Here is a 20,840-nt window from a genome sequence, read left to right on the forward strand (position 1 = left end):
TTAATAGTATGTTGAGTTTATTGTAGCATATATTTCAAAGTGATAATGATAGAATAGTAATATATAATATAGATAGTTAATTTAAAAAAAAGGTAGATCCAGTACCTAGATGTCAGTCATTTAATTTTTGGGATTTTATCCCTTATGGTTAGGAGAGTGTCATGAGATTAACAAAAATAAACGTAAAAGAAAGAGACTGTAATACAATACTAAAAATTTGAGAGAGATTTGTAGTAAAAATGCATGATTTTTTAAACAAGAAGATAGAATACAATTAAAAAATGATTTTTTACTTATTTTTCTTCCATAATCATAAGATGAATGTACATGTCTATTCATATATTTTAAATGTTTTCAGTCTTTTATAGCATGGATTTGATAGGTTGTCTTTATTATCGACCTATTTTTATGCTTATAACTATTCATAAGAGTTTAATATATAGTGATGAAGGTATAAAATGATGTATAACAATTATAAAATTGTTTTGATGTATAATAGTAAGCAACAGGAGATGATAGTATGTCGCTATATGATTTTGCTAAAGGCTTAGTTTTAGAAGCAGGAAATAAAGTTAGAATAATGATGAAGGAAGAATTAAATATTGAAACAAAATCAAATCCGAATGACTTAGTTACAAATGTGGATAAAGCTACTGAAAATTATATATATGATGCAATTACCCATAGCTATCCAGAACATCGTGTTATTGGAGAAGAAGGACATGGTCATGATTTAACTCACGTTGAAGGTGTCGTGTGGGTAGTGGATCCAATTGATGGCACATTAAACTTTGTACATCAAAAAGAAAATTTTGCTATCTCAATTGGTATCTACCGAAATGGTAAACCATACGCTGGCTTTGTATATGATGTAATGAAAGATGTTTTATATCACGCCAAGGTAGGTGAGGGTGCATTTGAAAATAAACATCCATTATCTACGATTGAATCTACTACTCTAAAGAAAAGCTTAATTGGTATCAATCCAAATTGGGTAACCAAACCTAAAATGGGTCTTATATTTCAAGATATGGTAAATGATGCAAGAAGTTGTAGAGCATATGGTAGTGCAGCTTTAGAAATTATAAGTGTAGCTAAAGGACAATTAGCTGCTTATATCACACCTCGATTACAGCCTTGGGACTTTGCTGGTGGTCTTATTGTATTAAATGAAGTTGGAGGCGTAGCTAGCAACTTATTAGGTGAACCATTAAGTATTTCAAATGCGAATTCAGTACTAGTAGGAAATTCAAATATTCATAAAGAAATATTAGAAAATTATCTAGCATCTAATACAGCTACTTTAATAGAATTACATCAACGCTTTAAAAAATAAAAAATCTAATTTCAATAAAAAAAGCTTGAGACAACAATATCTCAAGCTTTATATATCTTAATGGTTGATTATAACCAATTGTTTTCACGATACTTTTTCTTAAGCGTAAATCCAGCACCAAACGTTGCAATGAATAGTATAAATGTTAAAATCATCATTGGAATACTTCCGGCACCCACGCTGAAACTAAAGAGCACTAAAAATATAACTGCTACAATAGAAAGTATCCAGAATATACCTTTAGATTTTGGTTTTTCCATCCCCATCCCCACCTTTTAGTTATCTTTTGTTAATATTATGATATAATAAAAAAGTTGTAATTAAAAGTGGGAATTACTCAAGAAAGGATATTATAAAATGACTAATAAAAGAGAAGATGTTCGTAATATTGCAATTATTGCTCACGTTGACCATGGTAAAACAACACTAGTTGACGAATTGCTTAAACAATCTGGAATCTTCAGAGAAAATGAGCATGTTGATGAAAGAGCAATGGACTCTAATGACTTAGAAAGAGAACGTGGTATTACAATTCTTGCTAAAAATACTGCGATAAATTATAAAGGTACAAGAATTAACATCTTAGATACACCAGGACATGCTGACTTTGGTGGTGAAGTTGAACGTATCATGAAAATGGTAGATGGTGTTGTACTTGTTGTAGATGCCTATGAAGGTACTATGCCACAAACACGTTTCGTATTAAAAAAAGCATTAGAACAAAATTTAAAACCTGTTGTAGTAGTTAATAAAATTGATAAACCATCTGCTAGACCAGAAGCGGTAGTAGATGAAGTATTAGATTTATTTATTGAACTTGAAGCAAATGATGAACAACTTGATTTCCCAGTTGTTTATGCATCAGCTGTAAATGGAACAGCGAGTCTTGACCCTGAAAAACAAGATGAAAACATGCAGTCTTTATATGAAACGATTCTTGATTACGTGCCTGCTCCAATTGATAACAGTGATGAACCACTACAATTCCAAGTAGCATTATTAGACTATAATGATTATGTTGGTCGTATTGGTATTGGCCGTGTATTTAGAGGTAAAATGCGTGTCGGCGATAACGTATCGCTTATTAAATTAGATGGTACAGTGAAAAACTTCCGTGTAACAAAAATCTTTGGTTTCTTTGGTTTAAAACGTGAAGAAATTGAAGAAGCACAAGCAGGAGATTTAATTGCTGTATCAGGAATGGAAGATATCAACGTAGGTGAAACAGTTACTCCACATGATCATCAAGAAGCGTTACCAGTATTGCGTATTGATGAACCTACACTTGAAATGACATTCAAAGTAAATAATTCACCATTTGCTGGTCGTGAAGGTGATTTTGTAACGGCTCGTCAAATCCAAGAACGTTTAGATCAACAACTTGAAACAGATGTATCTTTAAAAGTTACACCGACAGATTCTCCAGATACGTGGGTTGTAGCTGGCCGTGGAGAATTGCACTTATCTATTTTAATTGAAAATATGAGACGTGAAGGGTTTGAACTTCAGGTTTCTAAACCTCAAGTTATTTTACGCGAAATTGATGGCGTATTAAGTGAACCATTTGAACGTGTTCAATGTGAAGTTCCATCTGAAAATGCTGGAGCAGTGATTGAATCACTTGGTGCGCGTAAAGGTGAAATGTTAGATATGTTAACAACTGATAATGGATTAACACGTTTAATCTTTATGGTACCTGCACGTGGTATGATTGGATATACAACTGAATTTATGTCTATGACACGTGGTTATGGCATTATTAATCATACATTTGAAGAATTTAGACCTCGTGTTAAAGCACAAATTGGTGGTCGTCGTAATGGTGCACTAATTTCAATGGATCAAGGACAGGCAACAGCCTATGCCATCATCGGTCTAGAGGACAGAGGTGTAAACTTCATGGAACCAGGTACTGAAGTTTACGAAGGCATGATTGTAGGAGAACATAACCGTGAAAACGACTTAACGGTTAATATTACTAAAGCTAAACATCAAACTAACGTACGTTCAGCAACAAAAGATCAAACTCAAACAATGAATCGTCCAAGAATTTTAACGTTAGAAGAGGCATTGGAATATATTAATGATGATGAATTGGTTGAAGTAACGCCTCAAAGCATTCGTTTAAGAAAGAAAATCTTAAATAAAGCGGCACGCGAAAAAGAAGCGAAACGTGTAAAACAAATGATGCAAGATCAATAATAAAAAGACGCAAAATCAAATTTGATTTTGCGTCTTTTTATTATTGAAAAATACATGAACATATATGATAGGTTATTCGTTTTCATCTGAAAAATGGAGATTAAATTTACGATTCTCATTTGGTCGTTGTCTAGGTGTATCTAATCGACTTTTACAGTCACTACACATGAATGTTTTGATTGGATTATTACGTAGACGTTTAGCTTCAACTGTACGTTCATCAATTAAGACCTTAGTATCACAAATAATACATTGTACTTCTCGCAACTTAAATCACCTCAATACGAGTTACATATTTAAAGTGATATGAATAGGTGTTCTCCTCGGGGTTATAAACAAAGCTATCTACTGAATTATCATCATACAATCTCTTACCATCTTTAGCAAACTGGAAAAATAGATAAGGTAATAATTCTAATGGGATGTCAATTGAAGATGTATCATTTGAAAGTTTAATTGTAGTTGCACTTTCTAAAGGCTCTGCATTTTTAAAAAATGGTGTCATATTTATTGCAAATGAATCTTCTAATACAGAACGTTTACGATACTTAATTTCAGAGTTTAAAGTAGGAGGATTGGTTTGTCCTTCTAAAATAGCTCTATTCCATTCGCGGTTATCTTCAAATTTAATAGGTTTAGTTCCTTCAAAAATACCGTTTTCAATATCCTCTATTTTTACTTTTCTATCATCAAAAATCCATGTTGTGCTATCTAAAGTAATAGGAAATTTGACGTCTCCTTTAATTTGAATCATCTTGCCCACTCCCTAGTTTCAATCTAACTAATATTTTATCATATTTAAAATGAAGGGTTTATTAAATAAACTTGCTTTTTAAAAGGTAGTAGGATAAAATTCTGATATGAAGATATTTAATGATAGGGGGAGAATGTGATGCCGAAGCAAATGAACATAAATAGTGAAGCTTATGAGCAATTAAATCAAGATGCTGACCGAATCTTGCATTTAATTAAGGTTCAAATGGATAATTTAACTATGCCATCTTGCCCACTATATGAAGAGGTTCTCGACACACAAATGTTTGGTTTACAAAAAGAAGTAGACTTTGCTGTGAAACTTGGTTTAGTTAATAAAGAAGATGGTAAAAGTTTAATGCTTCGTTTAGAAAAAGAATTATCTAAATTGCATGAAGCATTCACAAACGTATCACTCTAAGTCTAATGCTTTTAATATGAAAGTGTTATAATGAGCAAGAATTAATATATGTAATAAATTTATGATAGTGACTGAAATGTTATGTAAATAATATTTTCAGTCCTTTTATTTTATTTTTTACGTTTATGTTTGTTAATTAATAATTACAAAGTATATAATAGTTTAGACAGAATTTAATTTGATAAATCGTTTTAATGAGCATAGATAGTTTAAATTTTTAGAATTGGATGATCTTTTTTATGAATAATTTAAAAAATATATTTCGATACATAGGTAGAATCTCTAAGTTTATCGATTATCCATTATTAATTTCATACGTTATTTTGTGTTTTATAGGTTTAGTGATGGTTTATAGTGCCAGTATGGTGGCAGCTACTAAAGGGACATTAACAGGTGGCGTTGAGGTTTCAGGTACATATTTTTATAACAGACAATTAATTTATGTTATCATGAGTTTCATTATTGTTTTTTTTATTTCATTTATGATGAATATAAATATCTTTAAACAATCAAAAATTCAACAGTGGATAATGATTATCATCTTTGTCCTTTTATTTTTAACATTATTGGTAGGTAAAAATATTAATGGTTCAAAAAGTTGGATTGACTTAGGATTTATGAATCTACAAGCTTCAGAGTTGCTAAAAATTGCTTTAATTCTTTATATTTCTTATGTATTAAGTAAAAAATTACCACAGTTAAGAGGTAATTTAAGAATTATCAAAGGACCAGTTATTTTAATTATCCTTTGTTTAGGTTTAGTACTTTTACAAGGAGATATTGGACAAACATTATTAACATTAATTATTATATTATCAATGTTTTTATTTGTAGGTATTGGTGTTAAAAAAATAGTAAAAGGACCTATATTATATATTATTCTTGGATTTATTCTTATTGCTGGGTTCTTTATTTTCACCGGAATGATGCCAGAATATTTAAAGGCACGTTTTAGTACAATTTACGATCCTTTTAGTTCTTCTTCAGGAACGGGGTATCATTTATCCAATTCATTAATGGCAATCGGAAATGGAGGATTATTTGGTCGAGGATTAGGGAACGGTATCATGAAACTGGGCTATCTTCCAGAAGCGCATACAGATTTTATTTTCGCAGTAATTTGTGAAGAATTGGGACTGGTCGGTGCCTTATTAGTAATTGGATTATTATTTTTTATTGTATTCCGTGCATTTGTATTAGCCACTAAAACATCTTCATATTTTTATAAATTAATATGTGTTGGTGTAGCGAGTTATATTGGTAGTCAAACGTTCGTAAATTTAGGAGGTATATCAGCCACGATTCCTCTTACAGGGGTGCCTCTTCCATTTATAAGTTTTGGTGGTTCGTCTATGATCAGTTTAAGTATTGCTATGGGATTATTATTGTTAGTAGCAAGACAAATTAAAGTTGAAGAAAAAAGAGCAATAAAAAATAAAAAAACCAAAGTGGATATTCCTAGACAGTATTAAAATCACTTAATTATAAGTGTAAATATGTAACTAACATTATTGAGAGTGGAAGCGAGTATTAAAAAAATTTGCTTCCACTCTTTTTACATTTATGTGACAAGTTAAGAGATTACTAGTCTAGAGTAGCGTTTTCAAACCATAAATGATAATATAAAGTTATTAAGTATAATAATTATTAATGATTACACTTTAAAATAGTGATTAAGCTAACTTATTTACTATATTTTCATTTTATAAATTGTATGTAAAAAAGTAATAGCTTTCTCATTTATTTTAAGATAAAATTTTATTATCTAATTAGTTAGAATATTCAAATTATAAAGGGGTGTTTCTTCTTTGAATCATATAAAAAAATTATTAGTAGCCAATCGTGGTGAAATTGCAATTAGAATTTTTAGAGCAGCAACGGAATTAAATATTCAAACAGTAGCAATTTATTCAAATGAAGACAAAAATTCATTACATAGATATAAAGCTGATGAATCATATTTAGTGGGAAAAGATTTAGGACCAGCCGAAAGTTATTTAAATATTGAACGCATTATTGAAGTAGCAAAACGTGCGAATGTAGATGCAATACATCCAGGTTATGGCTTTTTAAGTGAAAATGAAGAATTTGCAAGACGTTGTAATGAAGAAGGCATAACATTTATTGGCCCGCACCTAGATCATTTAGATATGTTTGGTGATAAAGTAAAAGCAAGAACAACTGCAATTAAAGCAAATTTACCAGTCATACCAGGAACAGATGGACCAATTGAAAATTTTGAGGCAGCAAAGGCATTTGCTAAAGAAGCAGGATTTCCTCTGATGATTAAAGCCACAAGTGGTGGCGGTGGAAAGGGTATGCGTATTGTTCGCGATGAAAGTGAATTGGAAGATGCGTTTCATCGTGCGAAATCTGAAGCACAAAAATCATTTGGTAATAGTGAAGTATATATCGAAAGATACATCGATAATCCAAAACATATTGAAGTCCAAGTTATTGGCGATGAATATGGTAATATTGTTCATCTATATGAGCGTGATTGTTCTGTACAACGTCGTCATCAAAAGGTGGTTGAGGTAGCACCCTCTGTAGGTTTACCTGATGAATTAAGAGAACGTATTTGTCAATCGGCATTACAATTAATGAAAAACATCAAATATGTTAACGCTGGAACAGTGGAATTTTTAGTATCTGGGGATGAATTCTTTTTCATTGAAGTCAATCCACGTGTTCAGGTAGAACATACGATTACAGAAATGATTACAGGAATTGATATAGTTAAAACTCAAATTTTAGTAGCAGATGGAGCTAATCTATTTGACGAACGTATCGCTTTACCTCCTCAAGAAGAAATCCAAACACTTGGTTATGCTATTCAATGTCGTATCACTACTGAAGATCCTACAAATGATTTTATGCCAGATTCTGGTACGATTATTGCTTATCGTTCAAGTGGTGGTTTTGGTGTACGTTTAGACGCAGGAGATGGCTTCCAAGGCGCTGAAATTTCACCTTACTATGATTCACTATTAGTGAAATTATCCACTCATGCCATTACTTTTAAACAAGCTGAAGAAAAAATGGAACGCTCTTTACGAGAAATGCGTATTCGTGGTGTGAAAACAAATATCCCATTTTTAGTTAACGTCATGCGTAATGAAAAATTCCGAAGTGGAGATTATACAACAAAATTTATTGAAGAAACACCGGAATTATTCGATATTGCACCTACATTAGACCGTGGTACTAAAACATTAGAATACATTGGGAATGTAACCATTAATGGTTTTCCGAATGTCGAAAAACGTACGAAGCCAGACTATGAGTCAACTTCGATTCCGCAAGTTTCAAAAAAGAAAATTCAAAATCTATATGGTACAAAACAATTACTAAATGAAAAAGGCCCTAGTGGAGTTGCAGATTGGGTTAAAACACAAGATGATGTTTTAATTACTGATACGACATTCCGCGATGCGCACCAATCTTTACTTGCTACGCGTGTACGTACAAAAGATATGTTAAATATAGCTTCTAAAACTGCTGAAGTATTTAAGGATAGTTTTTCTTTAGAAATGTGGGGAGGCGCTACTTTTGATGTAGCATACAACTTCTTAAAAGAAAATCCTTGGGAGCGTTTAGAAAAACTTAGAAAAGCGATTCCAAATGTATTATTCCAAATGTTATTAAGAGCTTCAAATGCTGTGGGTTATAAGAATTATCCTGATAACGTGATTCAAAAATTCGTAGATGAAAGTGCTAAAGCAGGTGTAGATGTTTTCCGTATTTTCGACTCATTAAACTGGGTAGATCAAATGAAAGTGGCAAATGAAGCGGTACAAAAAGCAGGTAAAATTTCAGAAGGGACTATTTGTTACACAGGTGACATTTTAAATCCAGAACGTTCAAATGTATTCACTTTAGATTACTATGTTAAATTAGCTAAGGAATTAGAGCGTGAAGGTTTCCATATTTTAGCAATTAAAGATATGGCTGGCTTATTAAAACCTAGAGCAGCATATGAACTGGTTGGAGAATTAAAAGCTGCAGTTAATTTACCAATACATCTACATACACATGATACAAGTGGTAATGGTTTATTAACCTACAAACAAGCCATCGATGCTGGTGTAGATATTATCGATACAGCTATTGCATCGATGAGTGGCTTAACAAGTCAACCAAGTGTGAACTCTTTATATTATGCATTAGATGGATTTAAACGAAATATGCGTACAGATATTCAAGGTTTAGAAGAATTAAGTCACTATTGGAGTACTGTTCGTCCATACTATGTTGACTTTGAAAGTGATATTAAGTCACCTAATACAGAAATTTATCAACATGAAATGCCAGGTGGTCAATACTCTAATTTAAGTCAACAAGCTAAAAGTTTAGGTCTTGGTGAACGTTTTAATGAAGTCAAAGATATGTATCGTCGTGTTAATTTCTTGTTTGGGGATATTGTTAAAGTGACACCATCTTCAAAAGTGGTAGGAGATATGGCGTTATATATGGTACAAAATGATTTAGATGAACAAACTGTTATTGAACAAGGTTATAAATTAGATTTTCCTGAATCAGTAGTATCATACTTTAAAGGTGAGATTGGTCAACCAGTAAATGGGTTTAATAAACAATTACAAGATATTATTTTAAAAGGTCAACAACCGCTAACTGAACGTCCAGGAGAATATTTAAAACCAGTAGATTTTGATGAGATACGAGAACAATTACAAGATAAGAATTATGGTGAAGTGACTGAGCAAGATATTATAAGTTATGTACTTTATCCAAAAGTATTTGATCAATTTATTCAAACTAGACAACAATATGGTAATTTATCATTACTTGATACACCGACATTCTTCTTTGGTATGCGTAACGGTGAGACTGTAGAGATTGAAATTGAAAACGGAAAACGTTTAATTATTAAACTTGAAACAATTAGTGAAGCAGATGAAAATGGTAACCGAACAATTTATTACGTGATGAACGGTCAAGCACGTCGTATTACGATTAAAGATGAAAACATAAAAACAAATGCGAATGTAAAACCTAAAGCAGATAAAACAAATCCAAATCATATAGGAGCTCAAATGCCAGGAAGTGTGACTGAAGTTAAAGTTTCAGTAGGTGATGAGGTTAAAGTAAATCAACCACTATTAATTACCGAAGCAATGAAAATGGAAACAACAATTCAAGCTCCGTTTAATGGAGTGATTAAAAAAGTTACTGTTGAAAATGGTGATGCTATTGCAACGGGAGATTTATTAATCGAAATTGAAAAATCTGAGTAAGTATTAAAAAGTTTAAAAGCATAAGATAGAAAGTTAAATGACATTCTATCTTATGCTTTTTCGCATAAAAAACACGTTAGAGATTACATGTTCTACAATAACTCTAACGTGTCTTTTAAACCTTTATTTAATTGTTGAATTTTCACTTCTAATTGAACGAAGCATAAGTAAAATAAAGTAAGCGATTAAACCAAAAAGTATAGTAATACAAAGTGCGTGTAGCAATGCAACAATTAAATTAACATTTGTCATTACAGACAAAGCACCCGTAATCACTTGTAAAATAATTAAAATAAATGCAGCAGTATAACCATATCTAATTGTACGGTTCTCAGAATAATTTTTGATGGCATGAATAAATGTAATCATAATCCAACAAAAAGTGATAAATGCCATACCGCGATGTGCAAATTGTACCCAATCTTGCTCAGTATGGGGTACTAAATCATTAAACGGTAATGGCCAGCTTCCATATGCTAAACTTGCTTTAGCATGGCGAACTAAAGCACCAGTATAAATAGTGATATAAACAACGCCCGTCATAATCCAAGTAAGATTGCGCAATGGTTTTTTTATAAATAATTCATCAGCTTCATATTTTTTATCCACTTCAAAAATAATAAGCATTAATACGAACACTGAAGAAAAACTAATTAATGAAATCCCAAAATGTAAAGCTAAAACATAAGAATTTTGTTGCCAAATAACAGCTGCTGCACCAATCAAGGCTTGAATTAATAGAAAAGCAACACTAATAATTGCTAAAGGTTTAACCTCTTTAATGTATCCTATATTTTTCCAAGCTGTGATGGCCAACCATAACACAACAATTAATGATAAACCTGATACAGCTCGGTGACTCAATTCAATGATTGTAGCAATTGGCAAATTTTGAGGTAATAAAGCGCCGTGACATAAAGGCCATGAAGCACCACAGCCATCTTCAGAACCCGTCTTAGTTACTAAGGCGCCTCCAAGTTGTACCATTGCCATAATAATTGTTGCTACGATTGATAACCATTTAAGGTTTCGTTTGTTAAACAAGTTTAAACACCCCACCATTAATTTAAAATATTTTGTAATATGATATCCATTTATGCTCTGATTTTAATATAAAAAATATAATTATAAATATTACAACTATTATACTACAATAATTAAAGACAAAAAATTAGTGAAACAGAAAGTCGTTAAAGTGTCACAATTTAAATAGATATAACCTAGCCTTTTATAAGTAATTATTATATCATAATACTATATGAAAATTTTAAGGAGGGGAACCATGAGTAAAGAACACACTTTATCACAGCCGTCAAGTAGAGTGTCTTTTAAAGAACTACAACAAATTATTAAAATGGGCTTGGTACAGGGTAACTTAATTCCTGCTTTTGCAGGCGCTTGGTTAGCTATTGTAATGACAAATCATTCCTTCCTATCGTCAATACCTCAAATCCTATTAATGTTGATAGGTTCGACATTAATTATGGGTGGTGCTTGTGCATTAAATAATTATTATGATCAAGATATTGATAAAATTATGCCAAGTAAACAAAGTAGACCAACAGTAAACGATAGAATTTCTGATAAACATTTATTGATGTTAAGTTTTGGTATGATGTTAGTAGGAGAAGCATGTCTATTCTTATTAAATGTGCCATCAGGTGTTTTAGGGCTTTTTGGAATCGTAGGATATGTATCATATTATTCAATCTGGTCTAAAAGACATACGACTTGGAATACAGTAGTAGGAAGTTTTCCAGGCGCTGTGCCACCTTTAATTGGATGGACAGCTATTGATGGACAAATCAGTCTTGTAGCTTTTGCTTTATTTTTAGTTGTTTTTTGTTGGCAACCTATTCATTTCTATGCTTTAGCTATTAAACGTAGTGATGAATACTCATTAGCAAATATTCCTATGTTACCTTCAGTAAAAGGTTTTAAACGTACAAGAGTAAGTATGTTTATTTGGTTAGTATTTTTATTACCATTACCTTTCTTATTATCTAGTTTAGGCACTACGTTTGTTGTATTAGCAACTTTATTAAATTTTGGATGGATTTTTATAGGTTTAACAACATTTAAAAAAAATACCGATCAAACTAAGTGGGCAACAAAAATGTTTATCTATTCACTAAATTATTTAGTAGTATTCTTTGCATTAGTTGTTGTCATCTCTTTAATAAAAATGATTTAAAATATCTATGTTAAATAAGGATGGAACATATGAGTTTACCAATTCTACCAACTATTAGTACAAGCTGTATCGTAATTAGTGCTATTTTAGTAGCGATAGGATGGTGGCAAATTGCTCATCGTCATGTTAATACTCACAAAAAAGTTATGTTATGGGCAGCATTTTTCGCATTAACGTTTTTTATTATTTACTCAACTCGAACGATATTTATAGGTAATACAGATTTTGGTGGTCCAGATTCTGTTAGAACATATTATAAGATATTCTTAATCTTCCACGTTAATCTTGCTACGATCGGTGGTGTATTAGGATTAGTTCAAATTATTACTGCATTTAAAGATAAATTTAAATGGCATAGAAAAATCGGACCTGTCGCTTCAATTATATGGTTCTTTACTGGTATTACTGGTGTGGCAGTATACTTATTATTATATGTAATTTATCCAGGTGGAGAAACTACATCGGTGATTAAAGCCACACTAGGTTTATAACAATATTGAATAATTTTAAAGAATGACCTGGGACATAAGGAGTTGTCTCAGGTATTTTTAATATTTGAGCAGTCGATGATCAAATTGTTAAGGAGGACGACGAATTCAAAATGAATTCTGATTCACTTTCTTTTTTTATCATGAAATAACAACAGTGGATTCTATATTGATATGATAAAATTGTTTAGTATAAGTTATGTCTTAATATTAATTGGTTAGTTTATTTGTAAATAGGTATAATGTAGTTTAATTAATAAATTTGGAGTTTAGAAAAATGAATGGCTTGATTGTTAAAATAGTTATTCTGTACAATATATGTAATTCTAAAGAGGTGGGGGAGCAATGATTAAGTTGGTAATTAAAGTTTTAGGAATCGTATTTTTAATTACATTTCTAATTTATTTATTTTACTCACCAAGATTAAAATTTGATGTCCTTGAAAATCCTAATAACAACAATAAAATCAGTCATTCAAATCAAGTATCACATTCTGTGAAAAAACAGACTGAAAATCCTGTTCCCAAAAATGGGATAGGTACTTGGATAGGGAAAGATATTAATTATCTTACAAACAAATATGGACAAGCAAATCGTACATACCCTGTTAAAGGCGGATATACTGATTATATATTTAAGAGAAAGCAACAATATTATATTGTCACTACAAAACATGATGAAATTAAATCTGTTTATGCTACTGGAGAAAAAGCTCAAACCGAATCATTAAAAATCAATGAAAATGCTTCACATATATTTGAAAAAACTAGTATTAATCCTGACCCTTCTTTTAAAGTAAATGGAAAACAATATAATTTTGAGTTATCAGATGAAGATATTAAAACTCAAACTCTAATTAAATATGGTAATATTTATGCTCAAGTTTATGTAGATCAACAATCAAATCGAATTATGGGTATTCGATATCTAGATAAAGAACTATTAGCATTTATAAAACCTTATCAATTAACAGAAGAAGAGATATCAGATGATAAATTTAATAATGATAGAAATAATAAAGAGTCATTACCATATGAACAAAACCCAAATCAATTGATAACACTCTATGAAATTACTAATCAAATGAGAGATTTAAAACATATCCCACCATTGAAAGTAAATTCAGACATATCACATATTGCTTCAGCAAACTTATATGAAGCAACTGATACAGAAGATGTTGAATTTACAGAAGACGCACTTAAGAACCAACTTGGTAACGAAAATATTGATTTTATAGCTACAAGTCAAAATGTGGGCTATAATTTCGATGATGTGCCTACATTAATTCATAGTTGGATGAATTCAGATATACACCGTTCAAGAATGTTAAATAAAAAGTATAATGAAATGGGTGGAGAAGTAATGAGAAATTATTATTCACTTATTTTTGTACAAAAATAGGTTGTGAGGTGAGCGATAATGTATACAGAGGAAACATTATCAATTTTAGATGAAATTGAAGATTTATCAGATATGATTGTACAATCAAAAGTGTATTTTAATTATAGAGAAGCTCAAAAAAAACTTAAACAAGATGATGAAGCACATTTATTGTATCAAGCTTTTTTAAGATCAAAAGAACGTTATGATGAAGTGATGCGTTTTGGTAGATATCACCCAGATTATCAAAATGTAATGTTAGATACACGTCGACGTAAGCGAGCTTATGAAATGTTGCCTAATGTAATGGATTATAAATCTAAGGAAGTACAATTACAAAATTTAATAGATGAAGTGTTGACTAAAATCGCATTATCTGTGTCAGAAAATGTAAAGATTGAAGTAGGTAATCCATTTTTTAAAACGGATTCTAAAGGTTGCGCCTCAGGAGGCACATGTAATTGTAGTTTATAAATAAGAATACAATCTAGTAAATCAGAGGTTGAGTTGCAAAATTAGGTGTAAGCATGTTTTTATTTTAGTTATAGATGACTAACATATTAAAAGAATCTGAGACAACTATGATGTATGTCCCAGATTTTTTTATACATATATTTTAATTTTATATAGAATGAGTGTATTTAATTTGAGATATGTTGTTTTAGTAGTGATTTAAATTGTTTACCTAAATCAGGACGGTCAGTAACAATGGTGTGAACACCTTTTTGATACAAATCATACATTAAGTCAACACTATTGATGCCATAATAACCTGGCACAATATTTAATAAGTTAAGCCATTGAATAAAATGAGTTGATGATAATGGGATACCTTTGAATTTTATAGGCATTTGAAATGTGTCAGCTTGTGGATGATAATGATAGCCTAGTCCTAAAATAAACTTAATCGCACCTTCAGTCACTTCATGTTGACTTGCGCCAGTAGCGATTTCTCCATTGCTTATTGCTCTAAAACGTTCATTTTGTTCTTTATGAAAACTCGTTACAAGTACACGTTTCTCAGCATGATGATGCTTTATAATATCATACATTTTTTTAGGCGCAATAGATCCTTCATAACTACTTGGAGCATCTTTTAAATCTACATTGATATATTTGCTAGGATACATTTCTAAAAGTTCATCGAAAGTTAAAATTTTAGCTTGTTGATGCCCTCTGTAAATATGTCGACCATTAATATCAGTAAAATGAAATCCTGCATCTAATTTTTTTAATTCTTTTAATGTGTAATCACATACTTTTCCGGAACCATTAGTAGTACGGTCAACTGTAGCGTCGTGAAAAACAATCAATTCTTCATCTTTAGTTAGTCTCACATCTGTTTCAAAGCCATCTAAACCATAATCGACAGCATTATCGAAAGCTAATTGTGTTTGTTCTGGTCGAACTGACATTCCACCTCTATGTGCAAAAATATAAGGGACTGGTCCATTAAAAAAGTAAGGTATGTCTTTAAGCATTTTAGGCTTTTGTTTTCTTTTTAAAAGTAATAAACTGCTTAGTATACCTATACTAGTGATACCCAAACTAAAAAAATTCTTCTTAATTTGTTTCAAGATATAACCTCCTAAAGTTCATTTAAAATTAATAATTAAAAAAATATTTTTTGAAAGTTAAGTATTGAGATATTGAATGTATTTTATAAAATTATTAGTCATGGTATAGTAATTATGCATAATAAATGGAGTGAGTGAAATAATATGGAATTGATTCCAAGAGTTAGCTTAATTATTTACTTAAAGCATATTAAACATGAAAGACAGATACGTAAATATGGACATATCGTTTATACTAATAAACCTCGAAAGTATGTAGTAATGTATGTTAATGAACATGAAGTAGACGATATTCTCCAGAAATTAATGAAATTAAAATATGTCTTATATATTGATGGATCCCCCTATAAAAACTTAAAAAAAACATATGATAAAGAAAAGCATGAAATGCTTTAAGATGTATTTAAAAATTGTTACTGCATCGGTGGGATCCAATTTTGTAAACGAAGTACGCTAATTAAATATTTAAAATATAAATCATTTGTATGAAATGCATTTGGCGGTTGAACATCAATGCCGACAATAGGAATGTCATACGATTGAGCTTGTTCATTAATCATCTCAAATTTTTTATTACTATTTGGGTAGGGGTATTTTAAAGCGTTTAACATCATATACATGGCTTGAAATTGTCTACCGGTCGTAGGATTCATAATAATTGCGACTGATGATAATTGTTTGTCTGACTGTGGTGTATGGAAATAGACAACTTTGTCTATTCTTGCATGATTATATTCAATAAGAGTAAGAAATTCGAATAAATCTGTAAGTCCTTCTCCTAAAAAAATAAATGATTGTTTCATAAATATTTAATTCTCCTTTTTCAAAATAAATTATAGTAAATAAATGAATGAAATGGAAGTGTAAGTCAAAATGAGAGTCATTGCTGGAAAACATAAAAGTAAACCACTAGAGAGTTTAGAAGGACGTCATACTCGTCCAACAATGGATAAAGTTAAAGAAGGCATTTTTAACAGTTTACATGAAGTATACGGCTTAGGTTTAGACTTATTTGCTGGAAGTGGTGGTTTAGGAATTGAAGCACTTTCTAGAGGTATGGATAAAGTTATATTTGTAGACCAAAACTTTAAAGCAGTTAAAGTGATCCAAGCTAACCTGAAACAATTAAATTTAGAGGAACAATCTGAAGTATATAAAAATAATGCAGATAGAGCGTTAAAGGCTATCAATAAAAGAGACATTCAATTTGATTTTATTTTTTTAGATCCTCCTTATAATAAAGGACTAATAGATAAGGCTCTAGACCAAATTTCTCAGTTTAATTTATTAAAAGAACATGGTATTATCGTTTGTGAGTTTAGTAATCAAGAAAAAATCAATACATATGATTTTGAAGTAATTAAGCAATATCATTACGGTTTAACAGATACTTTGTTATTAAAAAAAGGAGAACACAATGACTAAGACAAAAGCAGTCATTCCAGGTAGCTTTGATCCTATTACTTATGGGCATTTAGATATTATAGAAAGAAGTTCTGATCGATTTGATGAACTTCATGTATGTATATTAAAAAACAGTAGTAAAGCAGGTACATTTTCTATTGAAGAACGTATGGAATTAATACGTGAATCTGTAAAACATTTGCCAAATGTGAAAGTACATAATTTTAATGGATTACTTGTCGATTTTTGTGATAAAATTGGCGCTAAAACAATTATTCGTGGCTTAAGAGCAGTGAGTGATTTTGAATATGAATTACGTTTAACTTCAATGAATAAAAAATTAAATAGTAATGTTGAAACCATGTATATGATGACAAGTACAAACTATTCATTTATCAGTTCAAGTGTTGTGAAAGAAGTGGCTCAATATAAGGCAGATATTTCAGATTTTGTACCTAGTCATGTTGAAAAAGCATTAAAAGAAAAATTTGAAAATTAAAAAATGAGCGTATAGAACAGAAATGAAATGTTCCATACGCTTTAATTTAATTATTTAATCTAATGATAGGTGTATTAAAATCATTTTTCTTTTGACCTGATAATAAGTTATAAATATCGGTAGCTTTAATTTCATTTTTAAAAAAATGAGCAGATGTTTTATTAATATTAGTGATGAATTGACGCTCCGGAAATTTGGTTTTTAATTGTTTTAGATAACTTTGTCCGCGACGATTCATTCCTAAAATTCTTACAGCTGAAATGGATTGAATATAATCTTCTTTTTTTACATTTAAAAGGATTTGCATAAGTATGCGTTGTAAATGAGTATAGGTAAAGCGTTTTGTCTTCAGTAAAGACATAAAGGATTCAAAAGAAGTTGCTTGATTAATATATTTTTTTAATCGATGTTCTAGTCCCTCAGATATAGTGTATATATGAGCCATTTCATGAATTGAATGACTTAAGATATGATATTTAATAAAGCTAAATGTATCCTCTTTAGTTAAATGAGGTGTTGTATAAAGTGATTGAATTGAAGAGGGAACAACTGTAGTCCACTGAGTTTCTTGAGTGGTTAACGACTGCCTAATTGCAGAACCACTTGCATAGGGTGATGTTTCAATTGTCGCATCATGATGATGAGCATGCACACGTTGGATAGCAAGGCCTTTCATGTGAGGTGCAAATTGTTGTATAGCTTTTAAGTAAGTGATTGCTAAAATATTATTAGGCATTTTTAGTAAAGTATTATCGCTAATTAAATCATTTATAATTTTTGCATAATTACTACCTTCTTTTACTTTTTGATTAAAAGTTGAACTATGTTCTAAATTGATTATTTCATTTGCAGCGTTTTTAAGGCGAGTTATATCAGGTGTTTCACTTCCAAAAGCAATAGTATCAACATCTAGATAACGAGCAATTTGAACAGCTATTTGTGCAAAATAATCACTTGAAGAAAGACTAGCGATAAGGGGTAACTCAACAACTAAATCGACATTGGAAAGTGCCATTTGTGTACGTAGAAATTTGTTATAAATAGCAGGTTCACCTCTCATAACGAAGTTACCACTCATGATTGCAATAGAGATCTCTGCATCGGACTGTACTTTAGCTTGTTGCGCATGATAAGCATGACCGTTATGAAATGGATTATACTCTGTAATCAATCCAACACTTTTCATTTGCAATTCGTCCTTTCAGTATTCATTATTAGTATTGTAACAGATAATAAGATGTTAAGAAAAAATCTTGACAACTTATAATAGTAAAGTTAAAATAAATTTTGTGTTTGTTAGAGGTGAAGCCATATGAAATGGTCAATAACGCAATTGAGAAAATATCAAGGTAAACCTTTTGAATTCAATGAAAAGGCGAACTTTGACGATTTAATAGAACCTTTAGGTCTGATTAATTTATCAGAGGTGAATATCGAAGGTGAATTAACCATAAAATCAAGTGAAGTGATAGCAGATATGCATGTTACTGGTATGTACACTATGCCTTGTGCTCGTACATTAGTGCCTGTAGATGTGCCACTTGATGTCAGAACTTCCGAAGTATTTGATTTAGAAGGTTATAATAGTTATACCGAAGAAGAAGTAGATGAAGATGAACATTATCATCTTGCTACAGATGGTATGATTAATATCCGAGATATTGCTAAAGAATTGGTTATTATTGAGAAGCCAATGCGTGCATTTTCTGAGAATAGTGATCAAATGCTTACAGAAGGTAACGGTTGGGAAGTTATTGATGAAGAACAAGCGCTTGAGCTTGAACACTCTAAAGATAACGACGATTCCCAAACACGCCAAGTTGATCCTAGGCTTCAAAAATTACAACAGTTATATGATAAAGAGTAATAGCAGGTTAATTTAATTTATAGTATAATAATTAAATGACCGAATACTTGAGATTATGTGTTTTAATATTAAGGAGGATATATCATGGCAGTACCAAAAAGAAGAACGTCTAAAACTAGAAAAAATAAACGTCGTACTCATTTCAAAATTTCAGTACCTGGTATGACTGAATGCCCAAACTGTGGCGAGTACAAATTATCTCACCGCGTATGTAAAAACTGTGGTTCTTACAATGGTGAAGAAGTCGTTTCTAAATAATTTATATCTATTTAAAAAAGGTGGAATACGAATTCATTATGAATTCTATCCCACTCTTTTTTTATATTATCTTAATCTATACCATTGCTATCAAAAATAATTTGGAGAGACTATGATGGAACAAATTACTTCAACACAAAATAATAAAATTAAATTAGCAAATAAACTGAAAAAGAAAAAAGAACGCGATAAAACAGGATTGGCTCTCATCGAAGGCATACATTTAATTGATGAAGCATTTAAAAGTAATATGATAATTAAACAATTATTTGTAATTGAGCCAGAAAGAACAGATTCTAGACTTTTAGAGTATGCAAAAGAAGCTTACGAAATTAATATGAAAGTAGCTGAATCATTATCAGGGACTATTACACCGCAAGGTTTTTTTGCAGTCATTGAAAAACCTAAACATGATATCTCAAAAGCGAAACAAGTGTTATTACTTGATCGTATACAAGATCCTGGTAACTTAGGCACGTTAATTCGTACAGCAGATGCTGCGGGTATAGACATGATTGTAATGGAAAAAGGTACAGCAGACGCATACCAAGACAAAGTAATGAGAGCAAGTCAAGGAAGCGTATTTCACATTCCTATTGTCACAATAGGATTAAATGAATTTATTGAACAATTTGATGGCCCAGTGTATGGTACAGCCTTAGAAAATGCTGTGTCCTATAAAAACATCGAATCGCAAGACACATTTGCTTTATTACTTGGTAATGAAGGAGAAGGTGTTAATAAAGAATTATTAACACGTACCTCGCAGAATCTTATTATACCTATATACGGCGAAGCGGAAAGTTTAAACGTGGCGATTGCTGGAAGTATTTTGCTTTATCATTTGAAAGGTTGACCTTTTGATTTAAAATCGACTATACTTAATTGTATACAAAATTAAAATGATATGTTTATTAAAGATAAATATAAACCGATAAAAAGACGTAAACTAAATGATTAATTGCACAGGGAAAGTAAGCGTGACTGAAACTTACTTCAATTTACATTAGTTTTTTTCACCTTTTTGGTTACTTAAAGAAATTTAAGTCGGAGTGCATCTTCGTTAACAATGCTAACAAGTGTATGCTTAGGCATAAATTTGGGTGGTACCACGGAAGGCTTTCGTCCCAGTTATTTAGGGATGAAAGTCTTTTTTTTATTTAATAAAGTAAATTTTATGATAAATAGAAAGTATGAGGT

Annotated in this window: 22 protein-coding genes; 15 read left to right on the forward strand and 7 right to left on the reverse strand. The window is 30.9% G+C overall.

What is annotated here, in order from left to right; translation table 11 throughout:
- Positions 1-520 precede the first annotated feature (520 nt).
- The gene (locus HMPREF3046_RS08630; RefSeq protein WP_070718704.1) at positions 521-1,336 is read left to right on the forward strand and encodes an inositol monophosphatase family protein; all 816 of its coding nucleotides are present in this window, start codon (positions 521-523) and stop codon (positions 1,334-1,336) included.
- 68 nt (positions 1,337-1,404) lie between these two features.
- Here the strand turns inward: HMPREF3046_RS08630 and HMPREF3046_RS08635 are convergent, their stop codons facing one another.
- Positions 1,405-1,596 (reverse strand): DUF5325 family protein, encoded by a 192-nt coding sequence (locus tag HMPREF3046_RS08635; protein WP_002448174.1) that lies wholly within the window; start codon positions 1,594-1,596, stop codon positions 1,405-1,407.
- A 97-nt stretch (positions 1,597-1,693) separates the two neighbouring features.
- Here HMPREF3046_RS08635 and typA point away from each other — a divergent pair, with 97 nt between their 5' ends.
- Entirely contained in the window at positions 1,694-3,538 is a 1,845-nt protein-coding gene (typA, locus tag HMPREF3046_RS08640; RefSeq protein WP_070718707.1) for a translational GTPase TypA, read from the forward strand.
- 72 nt (positions 3,539-3,610) lie between these two features.
- Here the strand turns inward: typA and HMPREF3046_RS08645 are convergent, their stop codons facing one another.
- Both HMPREF3046_RS08645 and HMPREF3046_RS08650 read right to left on the reverse strand, forming a co-directional pair.
- Positions 3,611-3,805 carry a DUF2197 domain-containing protein gene (locus tag HMPREF3046_RS08645; RefSeq protein ID WP_070718710.1) on the reverse strand — a complete coding sequence of 65 codons (195 nt, stop codon included), beginning with the start codon at positions 3,803-3,805 and terminating at the stop codon, positions 3,611-3,613.
- 1 nt (position 3,806) lies between these two features.
- Positions 3,807-4,292: a hypothetical protein gene (locus HMPREF3046_RS08650; RefSeq protein WP_070718712.1), complete on the reverse strand. Its 486-nt coding sequence runs from the start codon at positions 4,290-4,292 to the stop codon at positions 3,807-3,809.
- A gap of 138 nt (positions 4,293-4,430) precedes the next feature.
- Here HMPREF3046_RS08650 and HMPREF3046_RS08655 point away from each other — a divergent pair, with 138 nt between their 5' ends.
- The 3 genes from HMPREF3046_RS08655 (at position 4,431) to HMPREF3046_RS08665 (ending at position 9,970) form a co-directional block, all read left to right on the forward strand.
- Entirely contained in the window at positions 4,431-4,712 is a 282-nt protein-coding gene (locus HMPREF3046_RS08655; RefSeq protein ID WP_070718715.1) for an Fpa/YlaN family protein, read from the forward strand.
- Positions 4,713-4,951: 239 nt separating this feature from the next.
- Entirely contained in the window at positions 4,952-6,184 is a 1,233-nt protein-coding gene (gene ftsW, locus HMPREF3046_RS08660) for a cell division peptidoglycan polymerase FtsW (RefSeq protein WP_070718717.1), read from the forward strand.
- Positions 6,185-6,520: 336 nt separating this feature from the next.
- Entirely contained in the window at positions 6,521-9,970 is a 3,450-nt protein-coding gene (locus tag HMPREF3046_RS08665; protein ID WP_070718720.1) for a pyruvate carboxylase, read from the forward strand.
- Between the two features lie 123 nt (positions 9,971-10,093).
- Here the strand turns inward: HMPREF3046_RS08665 and HMPREF3046_RS08670 are convergent, their stop codons facing one another.
- Positions 10,094-11,014 carry a COX15/CtaA family protein gene (locus tag HMPREF3046_RS08670; protein WP_070718724.1) on the reverse strand — a complete coding sequence of 307 codons (921 nt, stop codon included), beginning with the start codon at positions 11,012-11,014 and terminating at the stop codon, positions 10,094-10,096.
- A 238-nt stretch (positions 11,015-11,252) separates the two neighbouring features.
- Here HMPREF3046_RS08670 and cyoE point away from each other — a divergent pair, with 238 nt between their 5' ends.
- The 4 genes from cyoE to HMPREF3046_RS08690 all read left to right on the forward strand — a co-directional run bounded on the left by cyoE (position 11,253) and on the right by HMPREF3046_RS08690 (position 14,509).
- Positions 11,253-12,164, forward strand: a complete 912-nt coding sequence (cyoE, locus tag HMPREF3046_RS08675; protein WP_070718728.1) for a heme o synthase — start codon at positions 11,253-11,255, stop codon at positions 12,162-12,164.
- 29 nt (positions 12,165-12,193) lie between these two features.
- Complete coding sequence (locus tag HMPREF3046_RS08680; RefSeq protein ID WP_070718731.1) at positions 12,194-12,655, forward strand: DUF420 domain-containing protein; 462 nt, start codon at positions 12,194-12,196, stop codon at positions 12,653-12,655.
- 342 nt (positions 12,656-12,997) lie between these two features.
- Positions 12,998-14,056: a CAP-associated domain-containing protein gene (locus tag HMPREF3046_RS08685; protein ID WP_070718732.1), complete on the forward strand. Its 1,059-nt coding sequence runs from the start codon at positions 12,998-13,000 to the stop codon at positions 14,054-14,056.
- A gap of 18 nt (positions 14,057-14,074) precedes the next feature.
- Positions 14,075-14,509 carry a YlbF/YmcA family competence regulator gene (locus tag HMPREF3046_RS08690; RefSeq protein WP_070718735.1) on the forward strand — a complete coding sequence of 145 codons (435 nt, stop codon included), beginning with the start codon at positions 14,075-14,077 and terminating at the stop codon, positions 14,507-14,509.
- A gap of 167 nt (positions 14,510-14,676) precedes the next feature.
- Here HMPREF3046_RS08690 and HMPREF3046_RS08695 read toward each other — a convergent pair whose 3' ends face one another.
- Positions 14,677-15,612 (reverse strand): glycerophosphodiester phosphodiesterase family protein, encoded by a 936-nt coding sequence (locus HMPREF3046_RS08695; RefSeq protein ID WP_070718737.1) that lies wholly within the window; start codon positions 15,610-15,612, stop codon positions 14,677-14,679.
- Positions 15,613-15,756: 144 nt separating this feature from the next.
- Between HMPREF3046_RS08695 and HMPREF3046_RS08700 the strand changes: the two genes are divergently transcribed.
- On the forward strand, positions 15,757-16,008 hold the full coding sequence (locus HMPREF3046_RS08700; RefSeq protein ID WP_070718738.1) for a DUF2129 domain-containing protein: 252 nt from the start codon (positions 15,757-15,759) through the stop codon (positions 16,006-16,008).
- 17 nt (positions 16,009-16,025) lie between these two features.
- Here the strand turns inward: HMPREF3046_RS08700 and HMPREF3046_RS08705 are convergent, their stop codons facing one another.
- Positions 16,026-16,415, reverse strand: a complete 390-nt coding sequence (locus HMPREF3046_RS08705) for a DUF7147 family protein (RefSeq protein WP_070718741.1) — start codon at positions 16,413-16,415, stop codon at positions 16,026-16,028.
- A 70-nt stretch (positions 16,416-16,485) separates the two neighbouring features.
- On the opposite strand from HMPREF3046_RS08705, the gene rsmD reads away from it, so the two are divergent.
- A complete protein-coding gene (rsmD, locus tag HMPREF3046_RS08710) occupies positions 16,486-17,037 on the forward strand; it encodes a 16S rRNA (guanine(966)-N(2))-methyltransferase RsmD (protein WP_070718743.1) in 552 nt (183 codons plus the stop codon).
- The gene (gene coaD / locus HMPREF3046_RS08715) at positions 17,030-17,515 is read left to right on the forward strand and encodes a pantetheine-phosphate adenylyltransferase (RefSeq protein ID WP_070718746.1); all 486 of its coding nucleotides are present in this window, start codon (positions 17,030-17,032) and stop codon (positions 17,513-17,515) included. Before rsmD ends, coaD begins: the two co-directional genes overlap by 8 nt.
- A gap of 46 nt (positions 17,516-17,561) precedes the next feature.
- Here coaD and HMPREF3046_RS08720 read toward each other — a convergent pair whose 3' ends face one another.
- Positions 17,562-18,701, reverse strand: a complete 1,140-nt coding sequence (locus HMPREF3046_RS08720) for a nucleotidyltransferase (protein ID WP_070718748.1) — start codon at positions 18,699-18,701, stop codon at positions 17,562-17,564.
- A 126-nt stretch (positions 18,702-18,827) separates the two neighbouring features.
- Here HMPREF3046_RS08720 and HMPREF3046_RS08725 point away from each other — a divergent pair, with 126 nt between their 5' ends.
- The 3 genes from HMPREF3046_RS08725 to HMPREF3046_RS08735 all read left to right on the forward strand — a co-directional run bounded on the left by HMPREF3046_RS08725 (position 18,828) and on the right by HMPREF3046_RS08735 (position 20,496).
- A complete protein-coding gene (locus HMPREF3046_RS08725; RefSeq protein WP_070718752.1) occupies positions 18,828-19,382 on the forward strand; it encodes a YceD family protein in 555 nt (184 codons plus the stop codon).
- Between the two features lie 84 nt (positions 19,383-19,466).
- Positions 19,467-19,640, forward strand: coding sequence for a 50S ribosomal protein L32 (gene rpmF / locus HMPREF3046_RS08730; protein ID WP_001830121.1), 174 nt, complete (start codon positions 19,467-19,469; stop codon positions 19,638-19,640).
- Between the two features lie 115 nt (positions 19,641-19,755).
- Positions 19,756-20,496 (forward strand): TrmH family RNA methyltransferase, encoded by a 741-nt coding sequence (locus tag HMPREF3046_RS08735; RefSeq protein WP_070718754.1) that lies wholly within the window; start codon positions 19,756-19,758, stop codon positions 20,494-20,496.
- Positions 20,497-20,840 lie beyond the last annotated feature (344 nt).

The sequence above is a fragment of the Staphylococcus sp. HMSC070D05 genome, from assembly GCF_001815595.1.
Taxonomy (GTDB): Bacteria; Bacillota; Bacilli; order Staphylococcales; family Staphylococcaceae; genus Staphylococcus; species Staphylococcus hominis.